The following is a 24,429-nucleotide window of genomic DNA, read 5'->3' on the forward strand; positions in this document are numbered from 1 at the left end:
AACAGAGAATATTTTTTTCACCGATTGTCTGCTTTAATTCGCTTTATAGTTTGGATGCTTACTTTTTCTTCCTATTTTCTACCGATTCCTTACTTATGCTAATATTTCTATTTAATTATTTAATATCCTTTACTGCTTCAGTATATTCCTTATTCAATTCCTTTGTTGCCCAAATCCATATAGAGCAAGTAATAATAAATATTATCATCAAACACAACGAAATTGACTGATAACTTGCAGAAGGTAGAATAATAAAAACCATTGATTGTAAAAGTGCACTAGCGGATTTACCAAGTTTTGTACCTATTACGTCGGCAGCAGCTTTACCTTTTATTTTTAATTCATTTTCAAGAGGAATGTAAGACATTTCTTTTGTTGAATCAAATAAAGTATATTTACTAGATTTGCTAAGCACATTTTGAATTGCGCCAATTATAACGGCAATTAAAGCCGGATCGGTTAAAATGAAACTTGTCGCTATTATTAAAGCAAATCCTTCAAAATTATTGACGGAAAAAAATAATAATCCGGTAGTAAAAACCATTACCGGAGTAATGATAGCCGCCGTAAACCAGCCAAGTTTTCTAACAATATTGGAACCTAAAATGACAAATACTAAAGTAAATACTCCAGTGTAACTTAAATAACTACCGATAAAAGCCGCATATTCCGTAGGAGTTTTATAAATCTTTGTTGCTGCGGCTTTCCAAGGTCCCTCGACTAAATTTATCGCTACCCCGTAACAAATAAGTAAAGTAGCAATTAGCCTTATATGCCTTGACGATAAAATCATTTTAAAGCTTTCTACAATTGTCATTGATTGCTTTTTTACCTTGAATTTTAACAATGCTCTATGTTGCTTATCTAATATTTTATGATTTAGTAACCAAAAAGTTTTAATGGCAACAAAACCTAGAATTAAAACTATAGTTAATATGACTTGTATTGAAATAGTATTATAAGATGCTTGTAAAGCGAATTTATTGGTAAAATATTTATTTATATGTTCCAAATTTGTTAAAAACTGTCCTGCTAGATAGAGTCCTGTTTGTCCAAGTAAACCAAATAATGGATAAAATCTTTTTGATTCTTCAACTGTTGTAACATTATTAACAAATTGCCAGAAAAGCAAGGCAAAAACTACATTCGGCCATAATTCGGCTATAATATAAAATAAAGAAAAACTCCAATTTGATAAAAGTAGGATAAACCATTTAAAATTAGGGAAAGAATGAATTAATGATTGTGCAGTATTAGTATTTAAATGCAGTATTTCATGATTCGGAAAAATAACAAAAGCAAATAGTGCAAAGAATGCCAAAAAAATTGACATAATAAGGTAAAAAATATTCTCCCCTTTCATGTTATTAACAAGCTTAACATAAATAGCCGTGACTAAAAAAGCTGCCGGCATTACCCCCCAAAATTTAAGAAAAGAGATAGTTTCTACACCAATCATGGTATTAACTATACTATCTTTTAAAGCTCTGATTAAATTCTGAATGAATAAAATACAAAACATTAATAGAGTTATAGCCAGGAACTTAGAAAGTTCAATACGCTCTATCGGCCAAAGATAGTCTAAAAGTTTATTGATTTTGGTAGTAGATTTGTCTAGATTAGTTTCTAACGAGGAAGAAGAATTTTTTGAAATGTCCGGAATAATTGCCATCTTTTAGCCTAACCTACTATTGCTTGGTTAGGATTCTATGCTAAAGATTTTTCTTATTTAAGTCAAGAGGAAATTATTTTTTCTGAATTCCCGCCTTCGCGGGAATGACATAAAGAAGCAATATAAATAACATCAAATACTTTTTATAATCTATTAAAAATATATGAACAATATACGTGAAGTATTTCGAGAATTGAATTTTATTTCGAGGGGTGAGCAAGCGCAGCTTATACTTAATAAGTGCTAAAATATAATAACTTTAATGGGCAAATCCCTGATGAAATGAAAAAGCAATTCTTGAAAGACGAGCGGTATAATTATTGGTTAAATATCTATAAACCTAAAGGTATAAGCTCCGCAAAGGCTGTTGCTATAATAAAGCAGCTACTTGGCAAGGTAAAAATCGGTCATGCAGGTACTCTGGACGTAGAGGCAGAAGGCATTTTACCTTTAGCAGTCGGTGAAGCAACAAAGTTAATGCAAATATTAATCGATGCCAGAAAGACTTATATTTTCACTTTGCAATTTGGTGCACAAACCGATAGTGGAGATTATTCAGGAAAGATAATAAACACTACCAGTTATATACCCGCGAAAAAAGAAGCTTACGATGTTTGCTCTAAATTTACCGGTTTAATCTCACAAATTCCGCCGGCTTTTTCGGCTATTAAAGTTAACGGGGTAAGATCTTATAAGCTTGCGCGGCAAGGACTTGCTACAGAGTTAAAAGCACGAAATATAACGATTTATAATTTACACTGTATTAATTTTGATGAGGAAAAAGCAACTGCTACTTATCAAGTTGAATGTTCCAAAGGTACTTACATAAGGACTTTAGCAGAAGATATGGCATTATACTTGCAAAGTTTGGCATTTGTGATAGAATTGCGCCGTACTCAGGTTGGGCCGTTTAAAATGGAAAATGCTATTATAATGTCTAAGCCTGAAGAATCAACGCAAGAAATAACAAAAGAATTTCTTGAAGCGAATAGTATAAGAATTGAGGCAATACTGGACGACATCCTGGTTTTTGATGCTACTTTTGAGCAAGCACAACAAATTAAATACGGACAGAAATGTTATTTTAATTATGAAAAAAACGTTACCTTATTATGGGTACGTTATCAAGGTGCTTTGCTTGCTATCGGTAGTTTAAACGAGAATTGCTTTAATTCTATGCGTGTATTTAATTTATAAAATAAGGAGATTTATCGATGTCGATTACAGCTGAACGTAAACAACAATTAATTAAAGAATATGCTCTTAAAGAAGCAGATACCGGTTCTAGCGAAGTACAATGTGCTATTTTAACCGAAAGAATCAATAACTTAACGGAGCACTTTAAAACTAATCATAAAGATTTCACTTCTAGAAGAGGTTTGTTAATCTTGGTAGGTCGCCGTCGTAGGTTACTAAATTATATTAAAAAAAGAAATATCAATAATTATTTAGAACTAATAAATAAACTAGGAATCAGGAAGACACGTTAGGGATTTAATGTAGAACACTTTGCGGCGTCATTCCTAGCTAAAAGCGGGAATCCAGTCTTTTTTTTAATTATTTTCTGGATACCGTGGTCAAGCCACGGTATGACAATCCAAAGAGCTGGATTCCGCACCAGAGCAGGAACGACACTGAATTTAACGCTAACAAATAAAACCAATTATAATTGTGAGATGAAAATGTTTAATGAAATAACGAAAACGGTAGAATGGGGTGGGAAAATTCTTGAACTAAGTACCGGTAAGATTGCAAGACAAGCGGATGGTGCAGTAATGGTAAAAATGGGTAACTCCGTATTATTATGTACGGCAGTAAGTGCTAAGGAAGCAAAAGAAGGTATAGGTTTTTTCCCTTTAACTATTCATTATAGAGAAATGGCAAGTGCAGCAGGTAAAATACCGGGGGGTTTTTTTAAACGCGAAGGTAAAGGATCGGATAAAGAAGTTTTAATATCTCGCTTAATCGACAGACCAATTAGACCGTTATTTCATCCGGCTTTTGTTAATGAAACGCAAGTAGTTTGCACTGTTTTTTCATATGACCCTGATGCTTGTAGTACTGATATTCTCGCGGTTATTGGGGCTTCAGCAGCATTAGCCCTATCCCCTGCTCCATATACCGAAATAGTTGCAGCTAGTAAAGTTGGCTTTATCAACGGCGAATTTGTATTAAACCCGTCCTTTGAAGCCTTAAAATCCAGTCAACTAGAGCTAATTGTTGCAGGAACCGAAACTTCCGTAATGATGGTTGAGTCAGAAGCTAATTTGTTATCTGAAGATCAAATGCTTGCAGGCGTAAAGTTTGGATATGACGCATTTCAGCCGGTAATTCAGATAATAAAAGAACTTGCTAAAGAAGTTGGTAAACCAAAATTACAAATGAACGATTTATATCCTATAGATTTAAAAGTACAAATCGAACAACTAGTAGGAAAGGAAATAAAAGAAGCTTTTACCATAACATCAAAGCAGGAACTTAGTACTACCCTAGATGCTATCCCTGCTAAAGTTCTTGGACATTTTGCTGAGGATATTGCTAATAAAACTTATAATAACTACCAAATTGAGTCAGCACTTAAAAAAGTTGAAGCTGACATATTGCGTAGCGATATTTTACAAAACAATCATCGTATTGACGGACGTAAATCTACCGATATCAGACAAATTGCTTGCGAAGTAGGAATATTGCCAAGAACCCACGGTTCAGCTTTATTTACTAGAGGTGAAACACAAAGTTTAGTAACCGCAACTCTCGGTACTACTCAAGATGAACAAATTGTTGATAGCTTGGAAGGTGAGTATAAAGAGCGTTTTATGCTTAACTATATTTTTCCCCCTTATTGCGTTGGTCAGGCAACACCAATGAGAGCACCAGGACGTCGTGAAGTCGGACACGGTAAACTCGCATGGCGTGCTATTAATTCCGTTTTACCTACTAAAGCACAATTTCCTTACTCGATTAGAGTAGTTGCAGAAACTACTGAATCTAACGGTTCTTCTTCAATGGCAACGGTTTGCGGTACTTCACTTGCTTTAATGTCCGCAGGTGTTCCTATAAAATCTCCAATTGCCGGTATTGCAATGGGGCTCGTTAAAGAAGGGAGTAAATTTGCTGTATTATCCGATATTCTCGGTGATGAAGATTATTTAGGCGATATGGATTTTAAAGTAGCAGGTAGTAGCGAAGGAATAACCGCATTACAAATGGATATAAAAATATCCGGCGTAACTTTTGAAATAATGAAAGAAGCACTTGAGCAAGCAAAAAATGCACGCTTACACATTCTTGAGCAGATGAATAAAGTAATTACTTCTTCTAATTCGGAAATTAGCCGGTATGCACCTTGCACTCAAAGTATAAAAATCGATAAAGATAAAATCAGAGAAGTGATAGGTACCGGCGGTAAAGTAATAAAAGAAATTTGTGAAATTAGTGGTGCTAAAATCGATATTAGCGACGACGGTACAGTTTCTATTTATGCTTCAGATAAGGAAAAATTAAAAATTGCGATGGATAAAGTCAAATCAATTGCTATTGAACCTGAGATTGGCGAAATATTTAATGGCACTGTAGTAAAAGTATTAGATTCTGGAGCGTTTATTAACTATCTCGGTAGCAAAGATGGCTTTGTACATATTAGTGAAATTTCTGAAGAAAGAGTTGAATCGGTAGCTAGTGTTTTAAAATACGGTGATATAGTAAAAGTTAAACTTATCGGCTTTGATAATAAAGGTAAAGCAAAATTAACGATAAAAAATGCTGAAGCTTTAAAACAAGCAGTAAAAGTTGACACAAAGCCAAAAAGCAGTTTTAAAGAAAATTCAGAGAATGATCGTGAGATCAATAAAAAACGCCCAAAAGATGAAGAAAATATTACTGAAGACGGCAAGGTGATTAAAGAACGTAAATATTTTAATTAAGTAAATATTTTGTTGTATACAACAATGCACTTTTTGTTATCCTGAATTTATTTCAGTATTTACTATAAGAGATGCAGCAAAAACCTTGTTTAATATGACAAAATAAGGCCTAGATTTCTTACCTGGAAGCAGAGATACGTCTAAACGTTATTGCGAGGAATTGCGATAGCAACGACATGGCAATCTGAAGAAGATTACTAAATATGCTAAAAGTTTATTATTTTCTAGGCTCTGTGAACAAAATTTTAATTATTTATAATTTTAAGGTGTTTTTATCTCAACCGTCATGGCTCACGACTGAAAGGAGCGCGGCAATCTAGAAATAATAATTTCATAGCATTTTTTGCTATTTTTTCCCGGCTTTTAGCTTTATCATTAGATTGCCACGTCGCTAACGCTTCTCGCAATGACGGTAGAACACCTTGTGGCGTCATTCCCGCGAAAGCGGGAATCCAGTCTTTTTTAATTATTTTCTGGATACCGTGGTCAAGCCACGGTATGACAATCCAAAGAGCTGGATTCCGCACCAGAGCAGGATTTCGATTTACACAAACAACCTATTCTCTTGATTACGTTTTTAGTACAGCATATTTCAGATAGCTTGATACAAGCGAATTTTTTAGGTCTCGCCTGTGCTCACATACTTGTAGTACGCGTAGCTAGCTCGCCTTTAAATTCATCTTGTCTGAAGCTATCTGAAATGTGCTGTATCCAAACAATGACACCAAATTTTTGTAAAAGTTACAAATAATATAAGATTAATAAAAATTAATCTTCACGTGATATAAAAATTGCTATTTTTTTAATAAAAATAACTTTTATGTATTAATAAACAAATAAAAGAAATATTGAAATGAAAACATAGGATATATCATAATAATACCCTACCCGATAATATACCCAAAAATGATTTAGGAAATTTAGAGGGAGTAATTAGGGGCACAGAACCTAGATAAATGTTAAGAGAGCGGATAAAAATAATTGGTTCATATAACTTGATGGCAAATAGAAATCGTCTTTATAATTTTTGTACCAATCACTTTTCGGGCTCAAATTTATCTTTTGGAATTGATGATATTTGTGAGGTTAGTATAAAGTGGGAATTCGCAACAAGACGATAGCGTTTTATAGATCAATTCTGTAATATTTTCATGAGCAAATTTATTTCTTCACGTAGCTCTATATCTGTTTCCGATAATTTTTCTATCTGCTTTATAGCATGCATAACGGTTGTGTGATCTTTCTTACCGAATTTTTTACCAATATCGGCAAGACTTTTAGGGGTAAGAGCTTTACTAAGATACATGGCAATTTGCCTAGGCCTTGCCACCGAGCGTTGCCTTGTTACCGAAGACATATCGGAAAATTTAATATTATAACGGCTTGCCACCTTTTTTTGAATATCTTCAATGGTAATTATTCTTTCATTGGAACGTAACAAATCTCGCAAAATATTTTGCGTATTTTCTAAAGTTATTTCCTTGCTGACAAGATTGGAATGAGCAATAACTTTATTCAAAGCTCCTTCTAACTCTCTGACATTTGAGATTATTTTAGCAGCAAGAAATTCAATAACATTTTTTGGAATATGAATATTCATTTGTTCAAGCTTAGACTCTAAAATACCTAAGCGTAATTCATAAGTAGTACTGTGTACATCTGCAACAAGCCCCCACCCTAGACGTGATTTAATTCTATCTTCAATATTATCCAAATCTGATGGCGATCTATCGCAAGAAATAACCATTTGACGATTATTATCGATCAAAGTATTAAAAGTATGGAAAAACTCTTCTTGCGTACTATCTTTTCCGCAAATGAATTGAATGTCATCTATCATTAATACATCAACAGAGCGAAATTTTTCTTTGAAAGACATTACATCTTTATTACGCAAAGACTTAACAAATTGATACATAAATTTTTCCGCCGACATATATATAACTTTACGGTTCGGGTTATTTTGCTTTATATACCAACTAATAGCATGCATTAAATGTGTTTTTCCAAGCCCTACCCCGCCATATAAAAAAAGTGGATTCGACTCGGACACTACATTACTCGATTCGGCAACGGCTCTTGCTGCCGCATAGGCTAATTCATTAGGCGCTCCAACAACAAAATTATCGAAAGTAAAACGAACATCTAGTGTTGAAAAAATATTTTCTGAATTAAGGTCATTCGTTTCTAAACTTGCAAAAGATTTGGTAGGTAATTCTAAAGTAGTTTTTTCTAATAATGGTAATTCTTTGGTAATTATTTCTATCGATTTTATTTTTTCGTTATAATGCTGAAATAATTGTAATATAACAACAGAATATTTTGATCTTACCCAGTCTCGAATAAAATTTGTCGGTGCACAGAGTATAACATTGTTAACAGAAAATTCTATGAAATTGATTTTGCTAAACCAACTATTATAAAGTGCTTCACCATAATATTTATAAAGATCCTGAGCTACCTGCCCCCAAATATTTATAAAATTATCAGGATGATTTTCTAAAATTATCTGACTTTGATTAGTATTCACTTAAAGTTGCCATGGTAAGTTATTTTGTTTCCAGCCGATATCACGGTTATTTCCTTCAAATCCATCAATAATATTATAACAATTTTTATATCCCCCGTTTTCACAGTTTACTTGAGCTATAAAAGTTGCTGCCGAAAGTGATCTGTAGCCAGAACGACATAAAAAAAATATATTACTCTTAGTATTTTTAATAGATGAGATAAACTGCGGTTCAAAATCTTTATTTAATAACATATTAGGGGCTAATTGCCAACTTAAAAAAACTACTTTATTATTATCGCTTAAACAGGGCACACCTGTTGTTTTCCACTCTTCTTGAGTTCTAACATCTATAAGAACAGCATCTTTATCGGCCATAATTAAACTATAAGCTACTAAAGAATTTATATTTTTAACATTCATAATTATATATATTTTGATCTTTCTAATTTCAATTTTATCCCTGCAAAAGCATCGTTGCAAACGATTTGAAGGAGCATGGCAATTTACGATTAGAGCCACATCGTTTGCCATCGTAAATCCTTGCAATGACGGTGTAAAATCGTTTTACGCAACAATGCTGTACTAAAATAACATCAAGAATTATCTTGGTATTTTATAACTTTTATAATATTATTATAAAAAATTTTTGCAAGATTAGTTTATGAATAAATTAAATAAAAAAGATTTTCAAAAAAAACTTTTTTATCGAAGCAAAAATCGAGGTTGTAGGGAAACGGATTATATATTTAGCAAATTTACCGAACAATTTCTATTTAAACTAGACGAAAAAAACCTTGAGGATTTTGCTTTAATACTTGATCAGGATGATAACGATCTTTATAATTGGCTTACTGGCAAAGCTCTTGTTCCCTTTTATTTAAATATTAAAATAATAAATTTATTACGTGAATTTTCAAAAAGTTAAAAATCAATAATGTTGACGCAAAAATTTCCATCGGTGGCAAAAAGTTTTTTTGCTAATCGGTATTCTATAAGCAACCCACGTAAAAATATTATTTTACTGGCGAGTAATGAAGAAGAAGCAATAAAACTATATAAACAGGCTTTGTTTTTTTCTTCTACTGATAATATATTATATTTTCCTTCTACAGATACTCTTCCTTATGACCATATCTCGCCCAATCAAAATATTTTATCGACTAGAGCAAATATTTTAACCAGGTTAGTAACAAATGACAATAAGAATATAATTATTACTCAAGCTACTAATTTGCTAGATAAATTACCTCCCCCGGATTTTTTTGTCAAATCATCTTTAAAACTTTCTCTTAAAATGGAAATTACTACCGCTTCACTTGCCGATTTTTTAGTAAGTAATAGTTTTACCAGAAATGCCAGTGCGGTCGATAGCGGTGAGTTTGCAGTGAGAGGTGAAATTATTGATGTAATTTTATCAGGCCCTAAAGCTTACAGAATTAATTTTAGCTGGGATCATATTGAATCGATTAAGGAATTTGATATTGATAGCCAAATCTCTACTAAATCTCATACGGAATTAATGATCAGTCCCGCAAGTGAAATAATCTTAAATTCTGAAACAATCAGTAATTTTAAAGATAATTACTTACGAAATTTCGGCGTAAATCATACAAACCTTCCATTATACGAAGCAATAATGGAAGGGCGAAAATTTCCGGGTTATGAGCAGTTATTACCACTATTCTATGATTCCTGTTATAATTTAATCGATTATTTAGACAACTCAATAATTATTTTTGATAACTTATCCAAACAGGCTATTTTAGAATTTGAACATAGCTATAATGATTTCTATCAGGCAAGAATAGAATCTAATAAGCTTAAATTTAATAATTTCTACCCTGCTCCTGAACCTTCACAATTATACTTTACCTCTGCTGAAGTAATAAAATTACTTGCACAGGAAGAAAATATTTTATTCATTTCAGAAAATTCTGATCAGGCCGGTTTACTTGAGAATATCACTTCTACTAGCTTTACCGAGAAAAAAACAGTTTTTGATAAATTATTTGAAATAGTAACTGCTAATTATTCTAAAATTCCCATAATATGCTGTTCTTCAGTTAGTGGTTTAGAAAGATTAAAAAGTATAATAGAAAGTTACGATCATAAATATAATGAAGTTAGCGGACTGAATGATGCAAAAACCGGGCTCATAAACCTTGCTCGCATTCCTCTTAATTATAGTTTTTATACCGAGCAATATTTATTTATCGCCGCTAGTGACGTACTTGAAAAAAAATTAGTTAATAACTCCCCCTCAGATACAAATCGTAAGCTTAAAAATATCTTACTGGAACTGGATAATTTAACTGAAGAAGAGTTTGTTGTTCATAAAGATCATGGAATAGGGCAATTTTTAAAAGTTGAAACCCTGGAGATTAGAGGTAAAGCGCATGATTTCCTAAAAATCTTATATGCTGGTAATGATAAGTTATATATCCCTGTTGAAAATATTGAAGTTATAAAAAAATATGGCAATAGCAACGCTGAGCTTGATAAGCTTGGAAGTTCTTCATGGCAAAGAAATAAGGCTAAATTAAAAAACCGTATTAAGGAAATTGCTCTGCAATTACTACAAATAGCCGCTAAAAGAAAGCTTAATCTTTCGTCTGCAATAGAATTTGATCTTGATGAATATAATAAATTTTGTAATAAATTTCCCTTCACTGAAACTGAAGATCAATTAAATGCTATAAATGATATTAAAAACGATTTAAGCTCCGGAATATTAATGGATAGGCTAATATGCGGCGATGTTGGTTTTGGGAAAACGGAAGTTGCATTGCGTGCTACCTTTATGGTAGCGAAATCTCTAAACGAGCATCTACCTCAAATCGCTGTGGTAGTACCTACAACTATTTTATGCAGTCAACATCATTTAAGGTTTTTAGAAAGATTTAAAGATTTAGAGCTAAATATCAAACAGTTATCTAGTGTTGTTAATACGAAAGAAGCTAAAATTGTCAGACAGCAAATTGAAAATGGAGAAATAAATATAATAATTGGTACTCACTCATTATTACATAAAAATATCAAATATCATAATCTCAAATTATTAATAATCGATGAAGAACAACATTTCGGCGTTAGCCAAAAAGAATTTTTAAAGGAGCTAAAATCCTCTGTACATGTCTTAGCAATGTCGGCAACGCCGATTCCTCGAACTTTACAAATGTCGATGAACGGCCTTAAAGAGCTGAGCATTATAGCCACGCCGCCAATGAATAGGCTAGAAGTTCGCACCGCTGTTATGCCTTTTGATCCCGTTATTGTTAGAGACGCCTTACTGCGTGAGCATTTCCGAGGCGGTAGAAGTTTCTACGTAGTACCACGAATCAATGATATTCCAGAAGTTGAAAAGCAATTAATACAAATTGTGCCTGAGCTAAGATATAAGGTAGCTCACGGCAAAATGGCAGCGAATAAAATTGATGAAATTATGAGTGAGTTTTATCTCGGTAAATTTGATATACTGATTTCGACAACAATAATTGAATCGGGTATTGATATAGCCGACGCAAATACTATGATTATTCACAGGGCGGATATGTTAGGGCTTAGTCAATTATATCAGTTAAGGGGAAGAATCGGACGAAGTAAAGTTAGGGGATATGCTTATTTAACGGTAGGTGGTAATAAAAAAATAACCAAACATAGCTTAAGGCGTTTAGAAATTATCCAAAATAGTTGCGCTTTAGGATCAGGCTTTACAATTGCTAGCCATGATATGGATTTACGTGGTTTCGGTAACTTAATTGGGGAAGAACAATCGGGGCAAATTAAGGAAGTTGGCACGGAGCTTTATCAGGAAATGCTAGAAGAGCAAATAGCTATTTTAAAAAATGAGCCGCAGAATTTAGAACAAAATTTTATACCGACAATAAATTTAGGGCTACCGGTATTTATTCCGGACAGCTATATATCGGATTCTGTTCTTAAACTTGGGTTGTATAGAAGGATAGGCAGCTTAAGCGATAATACAGAAATAGAAAAATTTAAAGATGAAATGATTGATAGGTTTGGTTTGATCCCTACTGAATTTAATAATTTACTTGATATAGTAAAAATAAAATTGGTATGCTTTAAGCTAAATATCGAAAATTTGGATTCAGGTGAGAATGGTTTTGTAATAAGATTTTATAAAAATGCCGATATGGCAGAAAAGGTTATAAAATTCGTAAGCCAATATCCACAGCAAACTAAAATAAAACCTGATAACAAGTTGATATTCACCAAGAAATTAACGGACAAAAATATTATTACGGAAACGAATCAATTACTGGAGAGATTATTAATGGTTTAAAGACACTGTCATTCTGTACCTACGTTGTTGCATGGCCCCAATGTCATTCCCGCGGAGGCAAGAATCCAGAAAAATAACAGTCATCCTGAATTTATTTCAGGATCTACTAAAAAAGATGCTGAAATAAGTTCAGCATGACAAAAAAAGCCTAGATTCCCGCCTCCGCGGGAATGATATAAAAAATGCAAGAATGATATCAAAAAATAAAAAACTATATGCCCCACTCCTCGTTATCACAGAAATTACAAATATTATTTAAACAACATAATATTGCCAGCTTATCTGTTGATTCTCGCAGCGTTAAAGAGAACGAAGCTTTTTTTGCTACCAAGGGAGAAAATTATGACGGAAATAAATTTATTTCCGATGCTCTAAATAATAAAGCGGGGCTTATTATCACCGATAATAAAGAAAGCTTAGCAATTGATCTTAAAAAAATAATATATGTAGCAGATGTAAAAGCAGCTTTATATGAGTCTATAGAATATTTTTATCCTAACACACCTAAAATTATGATAGCAGCAACCGGTACTAACGGTAAAAGCTCAGTAGTATCATATATTGCTCAATTATATTCTTTACTTGGAGAAAATGCTGCATCTATTGGTACTCTAGGCGTAGAAATTTTTGGGTATAATAAATTTATACATGAAGAAGTACCTAAGTTAACTACGCCGGATTATTTAACATTTCGAAAAATCGTTCATAAACTAGCAGAGAATGAAATAGAATGTTTAGCATTTGAAGCTTCTAGTCACGGACTAGACCAGAATAGACTTGGAACAATAAAAGTGCAGGTAGCATGTTTCACCAGCTTTAGTCAGGATCATTTAGATTATCATCAGACAAAAGAGGCTTATTTGCTTGCTAAATTAAAATTATTTACTGACAATCTACTACCGCAAGGGATAGCAGTACTAAATTCTGATATAGCAGAAATAGATTTTATTAAGGATTATTTAAAGAAATATAATATTAAATCTATAACAATAGGCTCAAGCGGATCTTTGAAAATAAATAAAATCATTAGTTCTATTCAGGGACAGAATATTAATTTTACTTTTAATGATAAGGATTATGAATTTAATACCGAGATAATCGGTAGCTTTCAGGCAAGTAATTTATTAATAGCTGCAATAGCCGTGCATAATACCGGTTTTGCTTTTGATAAAGTTATAAGCGCTTTGGCAAAAGTTAACCCGGTGAAAGGTAGGATGGAGCGTATAGAAAACACTAATATATTCATTGATTATGCTCATACTCCCGATGCGTTAGAAAAAACTTTAAGCGAGTTAAAAAATATTAAATTAAAAGGGAGCAAACTAATTGTAATTTTCGGCTGCGGTGGTAACAGGGATAAGACTAAAAGAAGTTTAATGGGAGAAATATCAGCAGGAATTGCCGATAAGGTAATTATTACCAACGATAATCCACGAAATGAAAATCCTGGCGATATTAGAAAAGATATTATAAGTAGTATAAGTAATACAAGTTATATTGAAATAGCCGACAGAGAAGAAGCAATTAAATACGGAATAAATAATTTGGGTGAAGATGATATTTTATTAATAGCCGGTAAAGGACATGAAAATTATCAAATTATAGGTGATAAAAAATTACCTTTTGACGATATTGAAATTGCAAAGAAATATTTATGATATGGAATTCTGAAACTCTAAGTAAAGCACTCGGTGTAGTGGTCCCCTCCTCTATTGAGGCTAATGAAGTACAATTCAATTCTAACGATGTACGGCCAGGTGATTTATTTATTGCTTTAAAAGGCAATAGAGACGGTCACGATTATGTAACTCATGCAATTGAGCAAGGCGCAGGTGCAGTAATTATTAATAGAAATATCCCGGAGGTACCAAGGCATAAGACTATTATAGTAGATGACACATTTGTTGCTCTACAGAAAATGGCAAAATATAAACGGGAAAATTCAAAAGCGATATTTATCGGGATTACTGGCAGCGTCGGTAAAACTTCTACTAAAGAAGCGCTTAAAATTATACTAAGCATGGATAACGTTTTTGCTAGTAGAGGGAATTTTAACAATTATCTTGGAGTATTGTTAAATCTCGCTTCCATGCCTGATGATGTAAAATACGCTATTTTTGAGCTTGGTATGAATCATGTGAGGGAGATAAGGGAAATAACTAAAATACTACCTCTTGATATTGCAATTATTACTAATATATCAGAAGCACATTTAGAGTTTTTTAGTTCATTAGAAGAAATTACAGAAGCTAAATGTGAAATTTTTGAAGGATTGAAAAAGGAGGGAGTAGCGATTGTTAATAAAGATACTCTATATTACAATAATATTTTAGCAAACCTTAAAAAACTATCTGTTAATAATGTATATAGCTTCGGCGATGTTGCTAATGTAAATGCAAAATTAATATCATATGAACATCAAGGAGATACAGTCCATTTAAGCTATTTAATAAACAATAATAAAGTGGGAGTAACTGTATCTTTCATCCCTGAGCATTATGCCAAAAATTTTGCTGCTGTTCTTTTAGTAGCTTCGCTGCTCGGTAAAAATTTAGAAGAAGCCTCAGAACAACTTGCAAATATCCCTTTAACTAAAGGACGTGGAGAAATAATTACCGCACAAATCGGTGCAAATAGCCATCACATAATGTGTGACTATTATAATGCAAGCCCGGAATCCATGAAAGCCGGTTTAAAATATTTAAAACAACTGCCTAGTAATAGTAAAATTGCTATAATAGGAGAAATGTTAGAGCTTGGACAAAATTCTAAGCAGCTACATCAAGATTTAATACCCTATATTTTAGATGCTCGTTGCTCTAAAGTTTTTATAGTCGGTACTCATGCTAAATGTATTTACGACTTATTACCAAAAGAAATAACTAAAGCTTATTTTGAAAATGTTGATGACTTAATAAAAGATTTACCAAATTTATTAGACAGGGACGAGCTTATATTAATAAAAGGCTCAAGAGGAATAAGACTTGATAAAATTATTACCTATTTTAAAGGATAACCATGCTATATAATCTTTTACTACCATACATACATAATTCGCATATTGCTAACTTATTTCATTATATTACTTTTCGGAGTGGCCTGGCTATCCTTATTAGCTTAACCATTTGCTTCTTAACAGGGCCACGACTTATCAGGTTTTTACATGTTCTACAAAAATACGGGCAACCGATTCGTCTTGATGGACCTAAATCCCATCAAATGAAAGCAGGCACTCCTACTATGGGTGGGATAATGATTATTTTATCTAGCTGCCTTACTACTCTATTACTCGCGGATATTACCAACAAATACATTTGGATATCTTTATTTGGCTTTATCAGCTTCGGTATTATCGGTTTCCTGGACGATTATGCAAAGATAACAAAAAATAACCATAAGGGTATCAAAGGTAAAAGCAAACTCTTACTGCAAATGTTTATTAGCCTAATTATATGTCTTTCATTACAATATACCGATCATCCTGGAGGTAATCAACTAGCTATCCCATTTTTTAAAAATTTACTTATTAATCTAGGATATTTTTATATACCTTTTGCGATATTTGTTATAGTCGGTGCTTCTAATGCGGTTAACTTAACTGACGGTCTTGATGGCCTTGCTACTGTTCCGATTGCCCTTACTGCTAGCTCTTTTGCTTTAATAAGTTATTTAGCAGGTAACCATATTTATGCCAATTATTTGCAGATAATATATATTCCCAATAGCGGTGAGTTAACTATTTTTTGCGCCTCACTTGTTGGAGCAAGCCTCGGATTTTTATGGTTTAATGCTCAGCCGGCGGAGATTTTTATGGGCGATACCGGCAGTTTAAGCCTTGGTGGCGTCCTTGGCACTGTAAGTATCATTACCAAGCATGAGCTAGCCCTTGGTATTATCGGCGGGTTATTTGTTGTTGAAACTATTTCAGTTATTTTGCAGGTATATTATTTTAAAACTACTAAAGGTAAAAGAATTTTTAAAATGGCCCCATTACACCACCATTTTGAAAAAAATGGTTGGGCTGAGTCAAAAGTAGTAATCAGATTTTGGATTATTGCCGTTATATTTGCTCTTATAGGTTTGTCTTCCTTAAAATTACGTTAATAACTAAAAATTATATTAAGCAATTAGAAATACTACTAAATTTTTCTTGAATATATAAAAAAATACGATAGAATTTATTAAATTTTATTAATAGGTTTTATATGTCAAAAGAAGATAACTATACTACTCCAGAAGAAAAAAAAGCAAATCAAGTTTTAATTTCAGAGAAAAAAAATTTAGAACAAATTCTAAATAATATTGATAACCTTATAGAAAATAATAAACAATTAGAAGATTTTAGAGAGGTACAAAAACAAATAACCGAACTGAAAAAAGAACAAAACCTCTCTATTCCATGGTTTAAAAAACTTATCAAAATTATTTCTAACGTAAAATACGTAGTTGTCAAAAGTGAATCACAATTAACAGAAGAAGCTATAAAAAATATTAATAAAACCTTACAAAGCGTTGATAATAATTTACACTTAATAGCAGAAAAGTCTGCTCCTTTAAAAGAGACTATGAAGAAAGAAATTAGGAAAAACCTAGAGGGCTTATCAGGAAAGAATTTATCAAAAGAGCAGCAAGATAAGTTAGAAAATTTAGAGTTGAATCCTTTACTTTTGACAAAGCTTTCAGAAAACAATAATATTGAAAACGCTTTATTTAATATAAAAAACAACATACTTACACTTTTAGATGAAAATAAAAATATTACAGAGCTTACACAAATAAAACAACAAATAAAGGAGATTAAGTCAGAAACACCACTTACATTTTTTGAGAAGCTAAGTAAATCATTCCAAAAAATAAAAAGCATTTTTGTTGATACGCCAGAACAAGTTTTTCAAGGAAGTAAACAAAAAACTATCGAAAAATTAGGGCATATTGAGAAAGCGTTAGATAGTATTGATAAAAATATAAAAAACTTATCCCAAGACATACGATCAAAAACACTAATAAAAGCAGATAATATATCACCCAATAAGTTACCAGAGGCTATAAATAAATTAAGCCCTACTGTATTTGTTGTTCCAGAAAATCTACATGACAATTTACTTCCATCACTTAATGATGATCTAAATCAAGATACCCCTTTTCCTCCTCCACCAATTAAAAATGAAGGTTTTTCTACTTTTAAAGAACGAGCAGGCGCTCCAACTATTCCATATCCTTTAGCAAAGAGTATAGATACAAATCCAGTGATAAAAAGGGCTCAAGCTTTATCTTCTACAGAATCAGCTTCTTCTAATAACTTTGCCGGTGTAAAAAGAAATAGAGGACAAAAAATGTCTAATAAACTTCCAACACATTAGAATAAGAAATTTCTGATTATATTTTCTTCTTATTGTTATCTAAAACCCTAATCAAGTAAAATGATAAGGTGCAACCGATGCTTAGGCATAAGAACAATAAAGCAAAATTATTTATTGTTTCACTATGTAGTTTTGAAACGATAAAAGTTATTAATGCTACTAATATATAATATAATGAACCGAAAATCGAGCCGGCTGTACCGGTAACTTTGGCATAATCTTCTAGAGCGTAACGTAACGTCATAGGTATTAGGAGATTATGCCCAATCATATGCAGCATTATCGGAATAAATATTATGGCTATAGCAAAATTATTGTTGATCTGATTATTGCTTAATAAAAAAGCTGCGGTTATTAGCATAGTGCAGCCGAATAAGCTAAATCCGAGTCCTAAAATCATTATTTTTTTGTCGTCCACTTGGCGTTTTTTTATTAAATACCCACCAAGTAAGCCGCCAAAAATATTAGCTAAACATAGTAAAAACGCTAATTTACCGTAAAAAGAAGGCGATAATCCCATATTTTCAATAAAAATAAAAGGAGCTTCGATAAAAAAACCGTAAGTCATGCCGTTAAATGCACCGATAATAAAAGCATAAAGCCAAAGGATTTTATCTTTTACTACTATTTTAAAAACCTTAAAATATTTACTCGTTTGCGAAATGTCCATATACGGATTTGTTTCGGGTAAAATTTTGCAGTATAAAATAAGTAATATAGTAACCATTGAACTTGAAAAGATGAAGACATAACGCCAATCTGAATACTCAACGATATAACCACCAACCGATGAACCAAGCGATGGAATGAATGCCAGCCACACTGATAGACTAGCATAAATATAGGATAGCTCACTCCCTTGATATGAGTCTCTAGCCATCGCCTGCCCTATTACGGAGCCAACACTTGCACCAAAAGCTTGAGCAAAACGTGCTATCATTAACATTTCTATATTAACTGCTAAGGTACTAGTAATAGATGATATAATATAGATTAAGAGCCCTAAAAGAACTATTGGTCTTCTGCCGTAAATGTCTGATAATCTCCCCAAAGACAATATACCAAAAGCAAAACCCAAAAAATATAAGGTAGAAGTAATTTGCGCCGTGCTGCCGCTAATATTAAAAAAAGCGGATAGACTAGGCAGCCCCGCTGTATACATTGTTTCTGATGTAGGAGATAAAACGAATAAGTAAAGAAGCATCCAAGGCGGGATTTTAGCGATTATTTTCATAAGTTTTATAATACTACATTTTTATATCATTCCGTTGATCGCAGGAATCCAGGCTAAAAAGCCTTAGCTTGCAAGGCTTTTTTCTATATAATTGTAAGTTATCGTTACATCTTTAGTTTAATTTTTCTGGATTCCTGCGATCAATGGAATGACATGCTGCTGCTTTTATCGATCCATGCAACAACGCCCACCTAAAACAGGAATGACATAAAAAACACTGCTGCTTTTACTGATTAATCCGTTCCAAACAAATTCGTTCTGTAATGTTTTTTAATTTTTCTACTCTTTCAATCAAATAAAGCAATTGTTCTTTGCTAATTCTATAATTTTTATCGTATCTCGCTTTTACATAAGCATCTCGAAGTAATTTAAAACATTCTTTTTGTTCTAGAGTTGCTTGCGGAAATACTTTAAGTAGTTCAGCGTTATAATTTGCACAATATCCGCCTAGCTTTCTTATATCGTGTAATTTCGGTTTATGACGAGAAAAAACTAATAAAATTGTATTGTAAAAACTCTCGGTAGCTTGGTGTAACTCAAAAGCACATTTATTAAAATATTCTTTTTCTAACGAATATTTGCAATCCAAAAACTCTTTACCCTGCTCAAACCATTGTTCATAATCTTCTTTTGCAATTTCTTTTAACGAACTCCAAGGTAAATCTTTAGCTTCTGCAAGCTGAAACTCGCCGCTATCATATAAAAGAATTCCTTCTTTCTTAATATCAGTATAAAAGTAACGTCCTTTTTCAAGTTGGGTATTTACCTCATTTATTGACTCACATATTATAGATATCGAAGGTTCTAGCGACAAAATTTTAGCTTTCCTTAAGCCTGTTTGTTCTAATCTTTTTTCTATTTTAGATTCCACTCTTAAAGTAGCATGCTGCTTAAATTTACCTTTTTTTAATATTACTAAGAAGTCCAAGTCACTTATATAACTATAAGTAATATGACCTTCAGTATACACATCTCGCACCCAGTTGCCTCTAGCATAAGAGCCGTATAAAATAATCATGGCTATTTTATCCTTGGCAACATCTAAAATTTGCTGAACTATATAATCAAGTCTGTCTTGAACTTCAATAGAGCGTTTAGGTAAAGTAGTTTTCATAATATTATTTTTTATTTCTAGGTCATTATGACTATTACAAGTATGGTGTCATCTAGTTCCTTGATTACGGTATTCAGAAAATTTTAGTAAAAAAGACTGGATGCTGTGGTCGTAGCTACGGCATGACACCGAACGCTTTGCAAAAATTGGTACCATGTAATAAAAGCTATACTCTAAATATTCAAACATTAAATCTAAAATGTACTATGTCACCATCTTGCATTTTATACTCCTTTCCTTCTAGTCGCATCTTCCCAACTTCTTTAGCTCTTGCTTCGCTACCTAAATTTATATAATCTTCATAGCCGATAACTTCTGCACGGATAAAGCCTTTTTCAAAATCTGTATGAATTATTCCGGCGCCTCTAGGTGCAAGAATACCATTTTTGAAAGTCCAGCTATGCGCCTCTTTTGGTCCAATAGTGAAAAAGCTTTTAAGATTTAACAGATTATATGCCTCTTTAATAACTTTACTTAACCCCGTTTCTTCAAGCCCGATATCTTTCAAAAATTCGGTTTTCTCCTCGTGACTTTCAAGAAGAGCAATATCCGCTTCTATTTTTGATGAAATAATCACGCATTTGGCATCTTCCTTTGTTGCTCGCTCAGCTACTAATTTTGTTAATGCGTTACCTACTGAAGCGTCTTTCTCAAGCACATTACAAATATATAAAGTCGGTTTTGAGGTTAATAATTGCAGCTGTTTTATATCTTCCGGATCATAAATATTATTAAGCACTCGTGCAGGCTGGCCGTTAGCTAGTACCTTATATATTTCCTTTAATAATTCTACTTGATCTTTTAGTGCTTTATCACTGGTTTTTAAGCGTTTTTCACTAGTGGCTAAACGTTTTTCTACCGATTCTATATCGGCAAGTATTAATTCAGTTTCTATAATTTCCAAATCATGTATCGGATCAACCTTATCATGAACATGGGTAATATCTGTATCTTCAAAACAGCGCAGCACATGCAAAATTGCATCTACCTCCCTTATATGAGCTAGAAATTTATTACCGAGTCCTTCGCCTTTACTTGCTCCCTTAACAAGCCCAGCAATATCAACAAATTCTATATAAGACGGGATAAGTTTTGCACTACCTGCAAGATTTGCTAGCTTCTGTAAACGCTCGTCAGGTACTGAGACTATACCGCTATTCGGCTCAATCGTACAAAACGGATAATTCGCCGCATCCGCCGATTGGCTGGCCGTTAGCGCATTAAATAACGTTGACTTACCGACATTCGGCAACCCAACAATTCCACATTTTAATGTCATAAATTTTTCCTTAATAAATACATAACTGAATCTTTTTCATAACCGCATTTTGTAAATTCAACTTTGTATCCTAATTTTTCATAAAACGGTTTTGCCTGAAAATCCATAGTCGATAAATAAATAAAATTGCATCCACGCTCAAATGCTAATTCCTCAGCTTTCTTCATTAATGAAGTTCCGTAATTTCGGTTTCTAAAATTCTCATTTACGAATAGTGAACTAATATGTAACCCGCCCCAAAAACTTACTCCTTGCATTCCAGCAATAAAATTTTTATTTTGATCTAAACAAGAAAATGAAAAAGTTTTTAAATCTCCTGTTAAACCTTTTTTTTCTCTAGCATCTTTATTAAAAGCTTCAACAATTATAGATCCGTGATCTTTATCCATTTCATCAGCATAGATAATTTCAAAAGGTAATTCTTCTTTCATAATGTTATATTTTTTTAAATTTTTTGATGTCATCCCCGCACAGGCGTTGTTGCGTGGATACCCAAAACGTTAGTATGTCATTCCCGTGAAAACGGGAATCCAGGCTTTGCTTTGTCATGCTGAATTTGTTTCAGCATCTCTTGTAAAAGATCCTGAAACGAGTTCAGGATGACTTAAAGGTATTTTTTCTGGATTCCCGTTTTCACGGGAATGACAACAAAAGTTTGATTCCCCAGCAATGCTTTTGCAGGAACTATATAGAGTAATATAGTTCTCTTTGATATTGCTAAATTACTTTATTTTTAAATTCTTCTAATTTTCCTTCCAGTAATAAATCAAAATTATTAGTTATTTTATTTATCGCCTGCTCTATTATATTATATTCTGCCTTAAAAAAATTATGAAGCACATAATCAGCCACTTCTTCACTATTTTCCGGCCTGCTTATCCCAATCCTTATACGATGATAATTATTACCTATAGTTTGGTCGAGCGATTTTAAACCGTTATGCCCGCCGTTGCCTCCTCCCTGTTTATATTTTATTCTGCCGACGGCTAAATCAATATCATCATGAATAACATAAATATTTTCAAGTTTAATATTATAGTAAGACTTTATTGCTGATACTGCATTACCCGACAAATTCATATAGGTCATCGGTTTTATCAGCAATAACTTATAAGTTCCTACATTCCCTTCAGCGATGTCAGCATTAAATTTTTTCTTTACGTTAAAAGATAAATTATACTGTTTTGCTAACTTATCTACTGCAATAAAACCGATATTATGCCTCGTATACTGATATTCTTTTCCCGGGTTACCGAGACCTATAACAAAAATCATAATATTACCTTGAATAGAGAGAAATTATAGTTAACTGATATGAGACCTAAAATCTGGAAGTTGATGAAGGAAATATATAGAGAAGGATTTTTGCGGGATTTATCGTTGTATAGAGTTACCAGAATTGTCATTATGAGGAGGCATTTTCCTATGTTATTTCCGTGAAAACAGGAATCCAGAAAATTATAGTCATCCTGAATTTATTTCATGATCTATTACAAAAGATGCTGAAACAAGTTCAGCATGACAAAAACAGTCTAGATTCCTGCCGCAGCTAGAAATGACATCGGAAACTCCATACACTTTGAGTCAAGCCACGGTATGACGCCTCACACTACTTCGCTGCCGCTTCAGCAGGTGTTGCACCCTCTTCTGCCTCAGTTTTTCCTCTACGTCCTATTATCGTTGCAAGAACAAATTCTTTTTTAGTTGCAAATTGACATCCTTCAGGCAATTTTACATTCGAAGATTTTATAGAAGTAGCAATCGGCATATTAGTAACATCAATAGTAATATTCCGGGGAATATTATTAACATCACATAACATGGGAATAGTTCTTTTTATTATATTAAAATACCCTCCCCTTTTAACTCCAAGTGCTCTTTCCTTACCTTCATATACTACCGGCACTGCCATTTTTTGAGTTTTTTCTTCTAAAAACACAAAATCAACATGACGTACTATATCTGTAACAGGATGTAGTTCTACTGCTTTTGGCAGTACTTTATATTGTGTTTCACCAACATTAATATTGATTAACCCTGATATAAAAGCTGGTTTCCGATAATATTTTGTTATTTCTTTTTCTTCAATTGAAATAGCAACAGGCGTTTTATTTGCGCCGTAAATAATAGCCGGAACTCTTCCCGTTCTTCTTAATTCTCTTGCTGCACCGGTGCCGAATTCTGATCGTACTTCTGCAGCAAGTTCTAATATCTCACTCATCTTAATATATCTCCCTAAGCCTTTAAACTTTAAAGCAGGTAATACTAACTGCAAATTATTAAAAATTCAAGTTATAATTATAATTTTTTACTTTTTATTCAATGCCCAAATATTTATGCGTTTGCAGAGATAATCTATAACCTAATTCTAAAGCAAGCTTAACGGCTAATTTATTATTATCGTCGTTAAGTTGTGAGTCATTTTGATCCATTGGTTGAATAAAAACCGGTATATTATAACGGGTTTGTCCAACTTCAGGGACGAAGCTATATTCAGCCACATTTTTAGCAACTATAAATTTTATTGCATTAATATATGGTAATAAATCTTCTCTGATTTTAGAATAACCGTTTTTTCCGGCTTTCGGCGAACATATTATTGAAATTTCTTTCGGTAAGGCTCGATATAACGTACCGTTAGTCTCAATTTGTATTTGAAATCCTTTCTCTAATAATTTCCTACATAGCAATTCAATAGGTTGACGCAACGGCTCACCGCCGGTTATTACAACGAGTGTAATAGATTTTTTCCCTTCAGAGTTTTTACTAAGAGAACTAACCTCACTAATAATATCAGTGACATTAATTAAGTTATATTCTTCAAAATCCGTGTCACAAAAATTACACGCAAGATTACATCCGCCAAGCCTTATAAAAACAGCAGGCACACCGACAAAAATTCCTTCCCCTTGAATGGTCTTAAAAATCGCCTTAACTTCTAATTTTGTCCCGTCACCGTTTAAAATTCCCCTTTTAGGATTTTCTCCAAACATTGATTTTACTTATGAATAAATGATTTATAACCCGCA

19 protein-coding genes and 1 pseudogene are annotated in these 24,429 nt (G+C 32.8%); 9 read left to right on the forward strand and 11 right to left on the reverse strand.

The genetic code is table 11. The annotated features are described in order from the left end of the window. Window positions 1–115: 115 nt before the first annotated feature. On the reverse strand, window positions 116–1,672 hold the full coding sequence (locus OTR29_RS04880) for an Npt1/Npt2 family nucleotide transporter (RefSeq protein WP_422229594.1): 1,557 nt from the start codon (window positions 1,670–1,672) through the stop codon (window positions 116–118). Between the two features lie 282 nt (window positions 1,673–1,954). On the opposite strand from OTR29_RS04880, the gene truB reads away from it, so the two are divergent. The 3 genes from truB to pnp all read left to right on the forward strand — a co-directional run bounded on the left by truB (window position 1,955) and on the right by pnp (window position 5,595). Continuing rightward, window positions 1,955–2,869 (forward strand): tRNA pseudouridine(55) synthase TruB, encoded by a 915-nt coding sequence (gene truB / locus OTR29_RS04885; RefSeq protein WP_422229595.1) that lies wholly within the window; start codon window positions 1,955–1,957, stop codon window positions 2,867–2,869. Between the two features lie 17 nt (window positions 2,870–2,886). Then, the gene (gene rpsO, locus OTR29_RS04890; RefSeq protein WP_422229597.1) at window positions 2,887–3,162 is read left to right on the forward strand and encodes a 30S ribosomal protein S15; all 276 of its coding nucleotides are present in this window, start codon (window positions 2,887–2,889) and stop codon (window positions 3,160–3,162) included. Window positions 3,163–3,354: 192 nt separating this feature from the next. Then, a complete protein-coding gene (gene pnp, locus OTR29_RS04895) occupies window positions 3,355–5,595 on the forward strand; it encodes a polyribonucleotide nucleotidyltransferase (RefSeq protein WP_422229685.1) in 2,241 nt (746 codons plus the stop codon). Between the two features lie 572 nt (window positions 5,596–6,167). On the opposite strand, the pseudogene OTR29_RS04900 reads toward pnp, so the two are convergent. The 3 genes and pseudogenes from OTR29_RS04900 to OTR29_RS04910 all read right to left on the reverse strand — a co-directional run. Continuing rightward, window positions 6,168–6,315, reverse strand: a pseudogene (locus OTR29_RS04900) (palindromic element RPE3 domain-containing protein); the annotation flags it as partial. Between the two features lie 412 nt (window positions 6,316–6,727). Further along, entirely contained in the window at window positions 6,728–8,125 is a 1,398-nt protein-coding gene (dnaA, locus tag OTR29_RS04905) for a chromosomal replication initiator protein DnaA (protein WP_422229598.1), read from the reverse strand. After that, entirely contained in the window at window positions 8,126–8,527 is a 402-nt protein-coding gene (locus OTR29_RS04910) for a rhodanese-like domain-containing protein (RefSeq protein WP_422229600.1), read from the reverse strand. Between the two features lie 241 nt (window positions 8,528–8,768). On the opposite strand from OTR29_RS04910, the gene OTR29_RS04915 reads away from it, so the two are divergent. The 6 genes from OTR29_RS04915 to OTR29_RS04940 all read left to right on the forward strand — a co-directional run bounded on the left by OTR29_RS04915 (window position 8,769) and on the right by OTR29_RS04940 (window position 17,773). Continuing rightward, window positions 8,769–9,032, forward strand: coding sequence for a succinate dehydrogenase assembly factor 2 (locus OTR29_RS04915; RefSeq protein WP_422229602.1), 264 nt, complete (start codon window positions 8,769–8,771; stop codon window positions 9,030–9,032). A 9-nt stretch (window positions 9,033–9,041) separates the two neighbouring features. Continuing rightward, entirely contained in the window at window positions 9,042–12,413 is a 3,372-nt protein-coding gene (gene mfd, locus OTR29_RS04920) for a transcription-repair coupling factor (RefSeq protein ID WP_422229604.1), read from the forward strand. A 215-nt stretch (window positions 12,414–12,628) separates the two neighbouring features. Next, window positions 12,629–14,071: a UDP-N-acetylmuramoyl-L-alanyl-D-glutamate--2,6-diaminopimelate ligase gene (locus tag OTR29_RS04925; RefSeq protein ID WP_422229606.1), complete on the forward strand. Its 1,443-nt coding sequence runs from the start codon at window positions 12,629–12,631 to the stop codon at window positions 14,069–14,071. Beyond that, window positions 14,068–15,429, forward strand: coding sequence for a UDP-N-acetylmuramoyl-tripeptide--D-alanyl-D-alanine ligase (locus tag OTR29_RS04930; RefSeq protein WP_422229608.1), 1,362 nt, complete (start codon window positions 14,068–14,070; stop codon window positions 15,427–15,429). The genes OTR29_RS04925 and OTR29_RS04930 overlap by 4 nt, the downstream gene beginning before the upstream one ends. 2 nt (window positions 15,430–15,431) lie before the next feature. Then, entirely contained in the window at window positions 15,432–16,517 is a 1,086-nt protein-coding gene (gene mraY / locus OTR29_RS04935; RefSeq protein WP_422229610.1) for a phospho-N-acetylmuramoyl-pentapeptide-transferase, read from the forward strand. A 101-nt stretch (window positions 16,518–16,618) separates the two neighbouring features. Next, window positions 16,619–17,773: a hypothetical protein gene (locus OTR29_RS04940; RefSeq protein WP_422229611.1), complete on the forward strand. Its 1,155-nt coding sequence runs from the start codon at window positions 16,619–16,621 to the stop codon at window positions 17,771–17,773. A 16-nt stretch (window positions 17,774–17,789) separates the two neighbouring features. Here OTR29_RS04940 and OTR29_RS04945 read toward each other — a convergent pair whose 3' ends face one another. The 7 genes from OTR29_RS04945 to OTR29_RS04975 form a co-directional block, all read right to left on the reverse strand. Further along, window positions 17,790–19,007, reverse strand: coding sequence for a Bcr/CflA family efflux MFS transporter (locus OTR29_RS04945; RefSeq protein WP_422229613.1), 1,218 nt, complete (start codon window positions 19,005–19,007; stop codon window positions 17,790–17,792). Between the two features lie 226 nt (window positions 19,008–19,233). After that, complete coding sequence (locus tag OTR29_RS04950; RefSeq protein ID WP_422229615.1) at window positions 19,234–20,121, reverse strand: HEPN domain-containing protein; 888 nt, start codon at window positions 20,119–20,121, stop codon at window positions 19,234–19,236. Window positions 20,122–20,302: 181 nt separating this feature from the next. Further along, entirely contained in the window at window positions 20,303–21,400 is a 1,098-nt protein-coding gene (gene ychF, locus OTR29_RS04955; RefSeq protein WP_422229616.1) for a redox-regulated ATPase YchF, read from the reverse strand. Then, window positions 21,397–21,831: a GNAT family N-acetyltransferase gene (locus OTR29_RS04960; protein ID WP_422229618.1), complete on the reverse strand. Its 435-nt coding sequence runs from the start codon at window positions 21,829–21,831 to the stop codon at window positions 21,397–21,399. The genes ychF and OTR29_RS04960 overlap by 4 nt, the downstream gene beginning before the upstream one ends. A 286-nt stretch (window positions 21,832–22,117) precedes the next feature. Next, complete coding sequence (gene pth / locus OTR29_RS04965) at window positions 22,118–22,675, reverse strand: aminoacyl-tRNA hydrolase (protein ID WP_422229620.1); 558 nt, start codon at window positions 22,673–22,675, stop codon at window positions 22,118–22,120. 334 nt (window positions 22,676–23,009) lie between these two features. Continuing rightward, on the reverse strand, window positions 23,010–23,621 hold the full coding sequence (locus OTR29_RS04970; RefSeq protein ID WP_422229687.1) for a 50S ribosomal protein L25/general stress protein Ctc: 612 nt from the start codon (window positions 23,619–23,621) through the stop codon (window positions 23,010–23,012). A 94-nt stretch (window positions 23,622–23,715) separates the two neighbouring features. Next, the gene (locus tag OTR29_RS04975; protein ID WP_422229622.1) at window positions 23,716–24,393 is read right to left on the reverse strand and encodes a 7-carboxy-7-deazaguanine synthase QueE; all 678 of its coding nucleotides are present in this window, start codon (window positions 24,391–24,393) and stop codon (window positions 23,716–23,718) included. Window positions 24,394–24,429: the final 36 nt, after the last annotated feature.

It is taken from the genome of Rickettsia endosymbiont of Halotydeus destructor (genome assembly GCF_049278075.1).
Classification (GTDB): Bacteria; Pseudomonadota; Alphaproteobacteria; order Rickettsiales; family Rickettsiaceae; genus Rickettsia.

Excerpts from the sequence above, each read along its gene's own strand:
- OTR29_RS04880 (WP_422229594.1), bottom strand. The coding sequence starts at position 1,672 with ATGGCAATTATTCCGGACATTTCAAAAAATTCTTCTTCCTCGTTAGAA.
- truB (WP_422229595.1), top strand. The coding sequence starts at position 1,955 with ATGAAAAAGCAATTCTTGAAAGACGAGCGGTATAATTATTGGTTAAAT.
- rpsO (WP_422229597.1), top strand. The coding sequence starts at position 2,887 with ATGTCGATTACAGCTGAACGTAAACAACAATTAATTAAAGAATATGCT.
- pnp (WP_422229685.1), top strand. The coding sequence starts at position 3,355 with ATGTTTAATGAAATAACGAAAACGGTAGAATGGGGTGGGAAAATTCTT.
- OTR29_RS04910 (WP_422229600.1), bottom strand. The coding sequence starts at position 8,527 with ATGAATGTTAAAAATATAAATTCTTTAGTAGCTTATAGTTTAATTATG.
- OTR29_RS04915 (WP_422229602.1), top strand. The coding sequence starts at position 8,769 with ATGAATAAATTAAATAAAAAAGATTTTCAAAAAAAACTTTTTTATCGA.
- mfd (WP_422229604.1), top strand. The coding sequence starts at position 9,042 with ATGTTGACGCAAAAATTTCCATCGGTGGCAAAAAGTTTTTTTGCTAAT.
- OTR29_RS04925 (WP_422229606.1), top strand. The coding sequence starts at position 12,629 with ATGCCCCACTCCTCGTTATCACAGAAATTACAAATATTATTTAAACAA.
- OTR29_RS04930 (WP_422229608.1), top strand. The coding sequence starts at position 14,068 with ATGATATGGAATTCTGAAACTCTAAGTAAAGCACTCGGTGTAGTGGTC.
- mraY (WP_422229610.1), top strand. The coding sequence starts at position 15,432 with ATGCTATATAATCTTTTACTACCATACATACATAATTCGCATATTGCT.
- OTR29_RS04940 (WP_422229611.1), top strand. The coding sequence starts at position 16,619 with ATGTCAAAAGAAGATAACTATACTACTCCAGAAGAAAAAAAAGCAAAT.
- OTR29_RS04945 (WP_422229613.1), bottom strand. The coding sequence starts at position 19,007 with ATGAAAATAATCGCTAAAATCCCGCCTTGGATGCTTCTTTACTTATTC.
- OTR29_RS04950 (WP_422229615.1), bottom strand. The coding sequence starts at position 20,121 with ATGAAAACTACTTTACCTAAACGCTCTATTGAAGTTCAAGACAGACTT.
- ychF (WP_422229616.1), bottom strand. The coding sequence starts at position 21,400 with ATGACATTAAAATGTGGAATTGTTGGGTTGCCGAATGTCGGTAAGTCA.
- OTR29_RS04960 (WP_422229618.1), bottom strand. The coding sequence starts at position 21,831 with ATGAAAGAAGAATTACCTTTTGAAATTATCTATGCTGATGAAATGGAT.
- pth (WP_422229620.1), bottom strand. The coding sequence starts at position 22,675 with ATGATTTTTGTTATAGGTCTCGGTAACCCGGGAAAAGAATATCAGTAT.
- OTR29_RS04970 (WP_422229687.1), bottom strand. The coding sequence starts at position 23,621 with ATGAGTGAGATATTAGAACTTGCTGCAGAAGTACGATCAGAATTCGGC.
- OTR29_RS04975 (WP_422229622.1), bottom strand. The coding sequence starts at position 24,393 with ATGTTTGGAGAAAATCCTAAAAGGGGAATTTTAAACGGTGACGGGACA.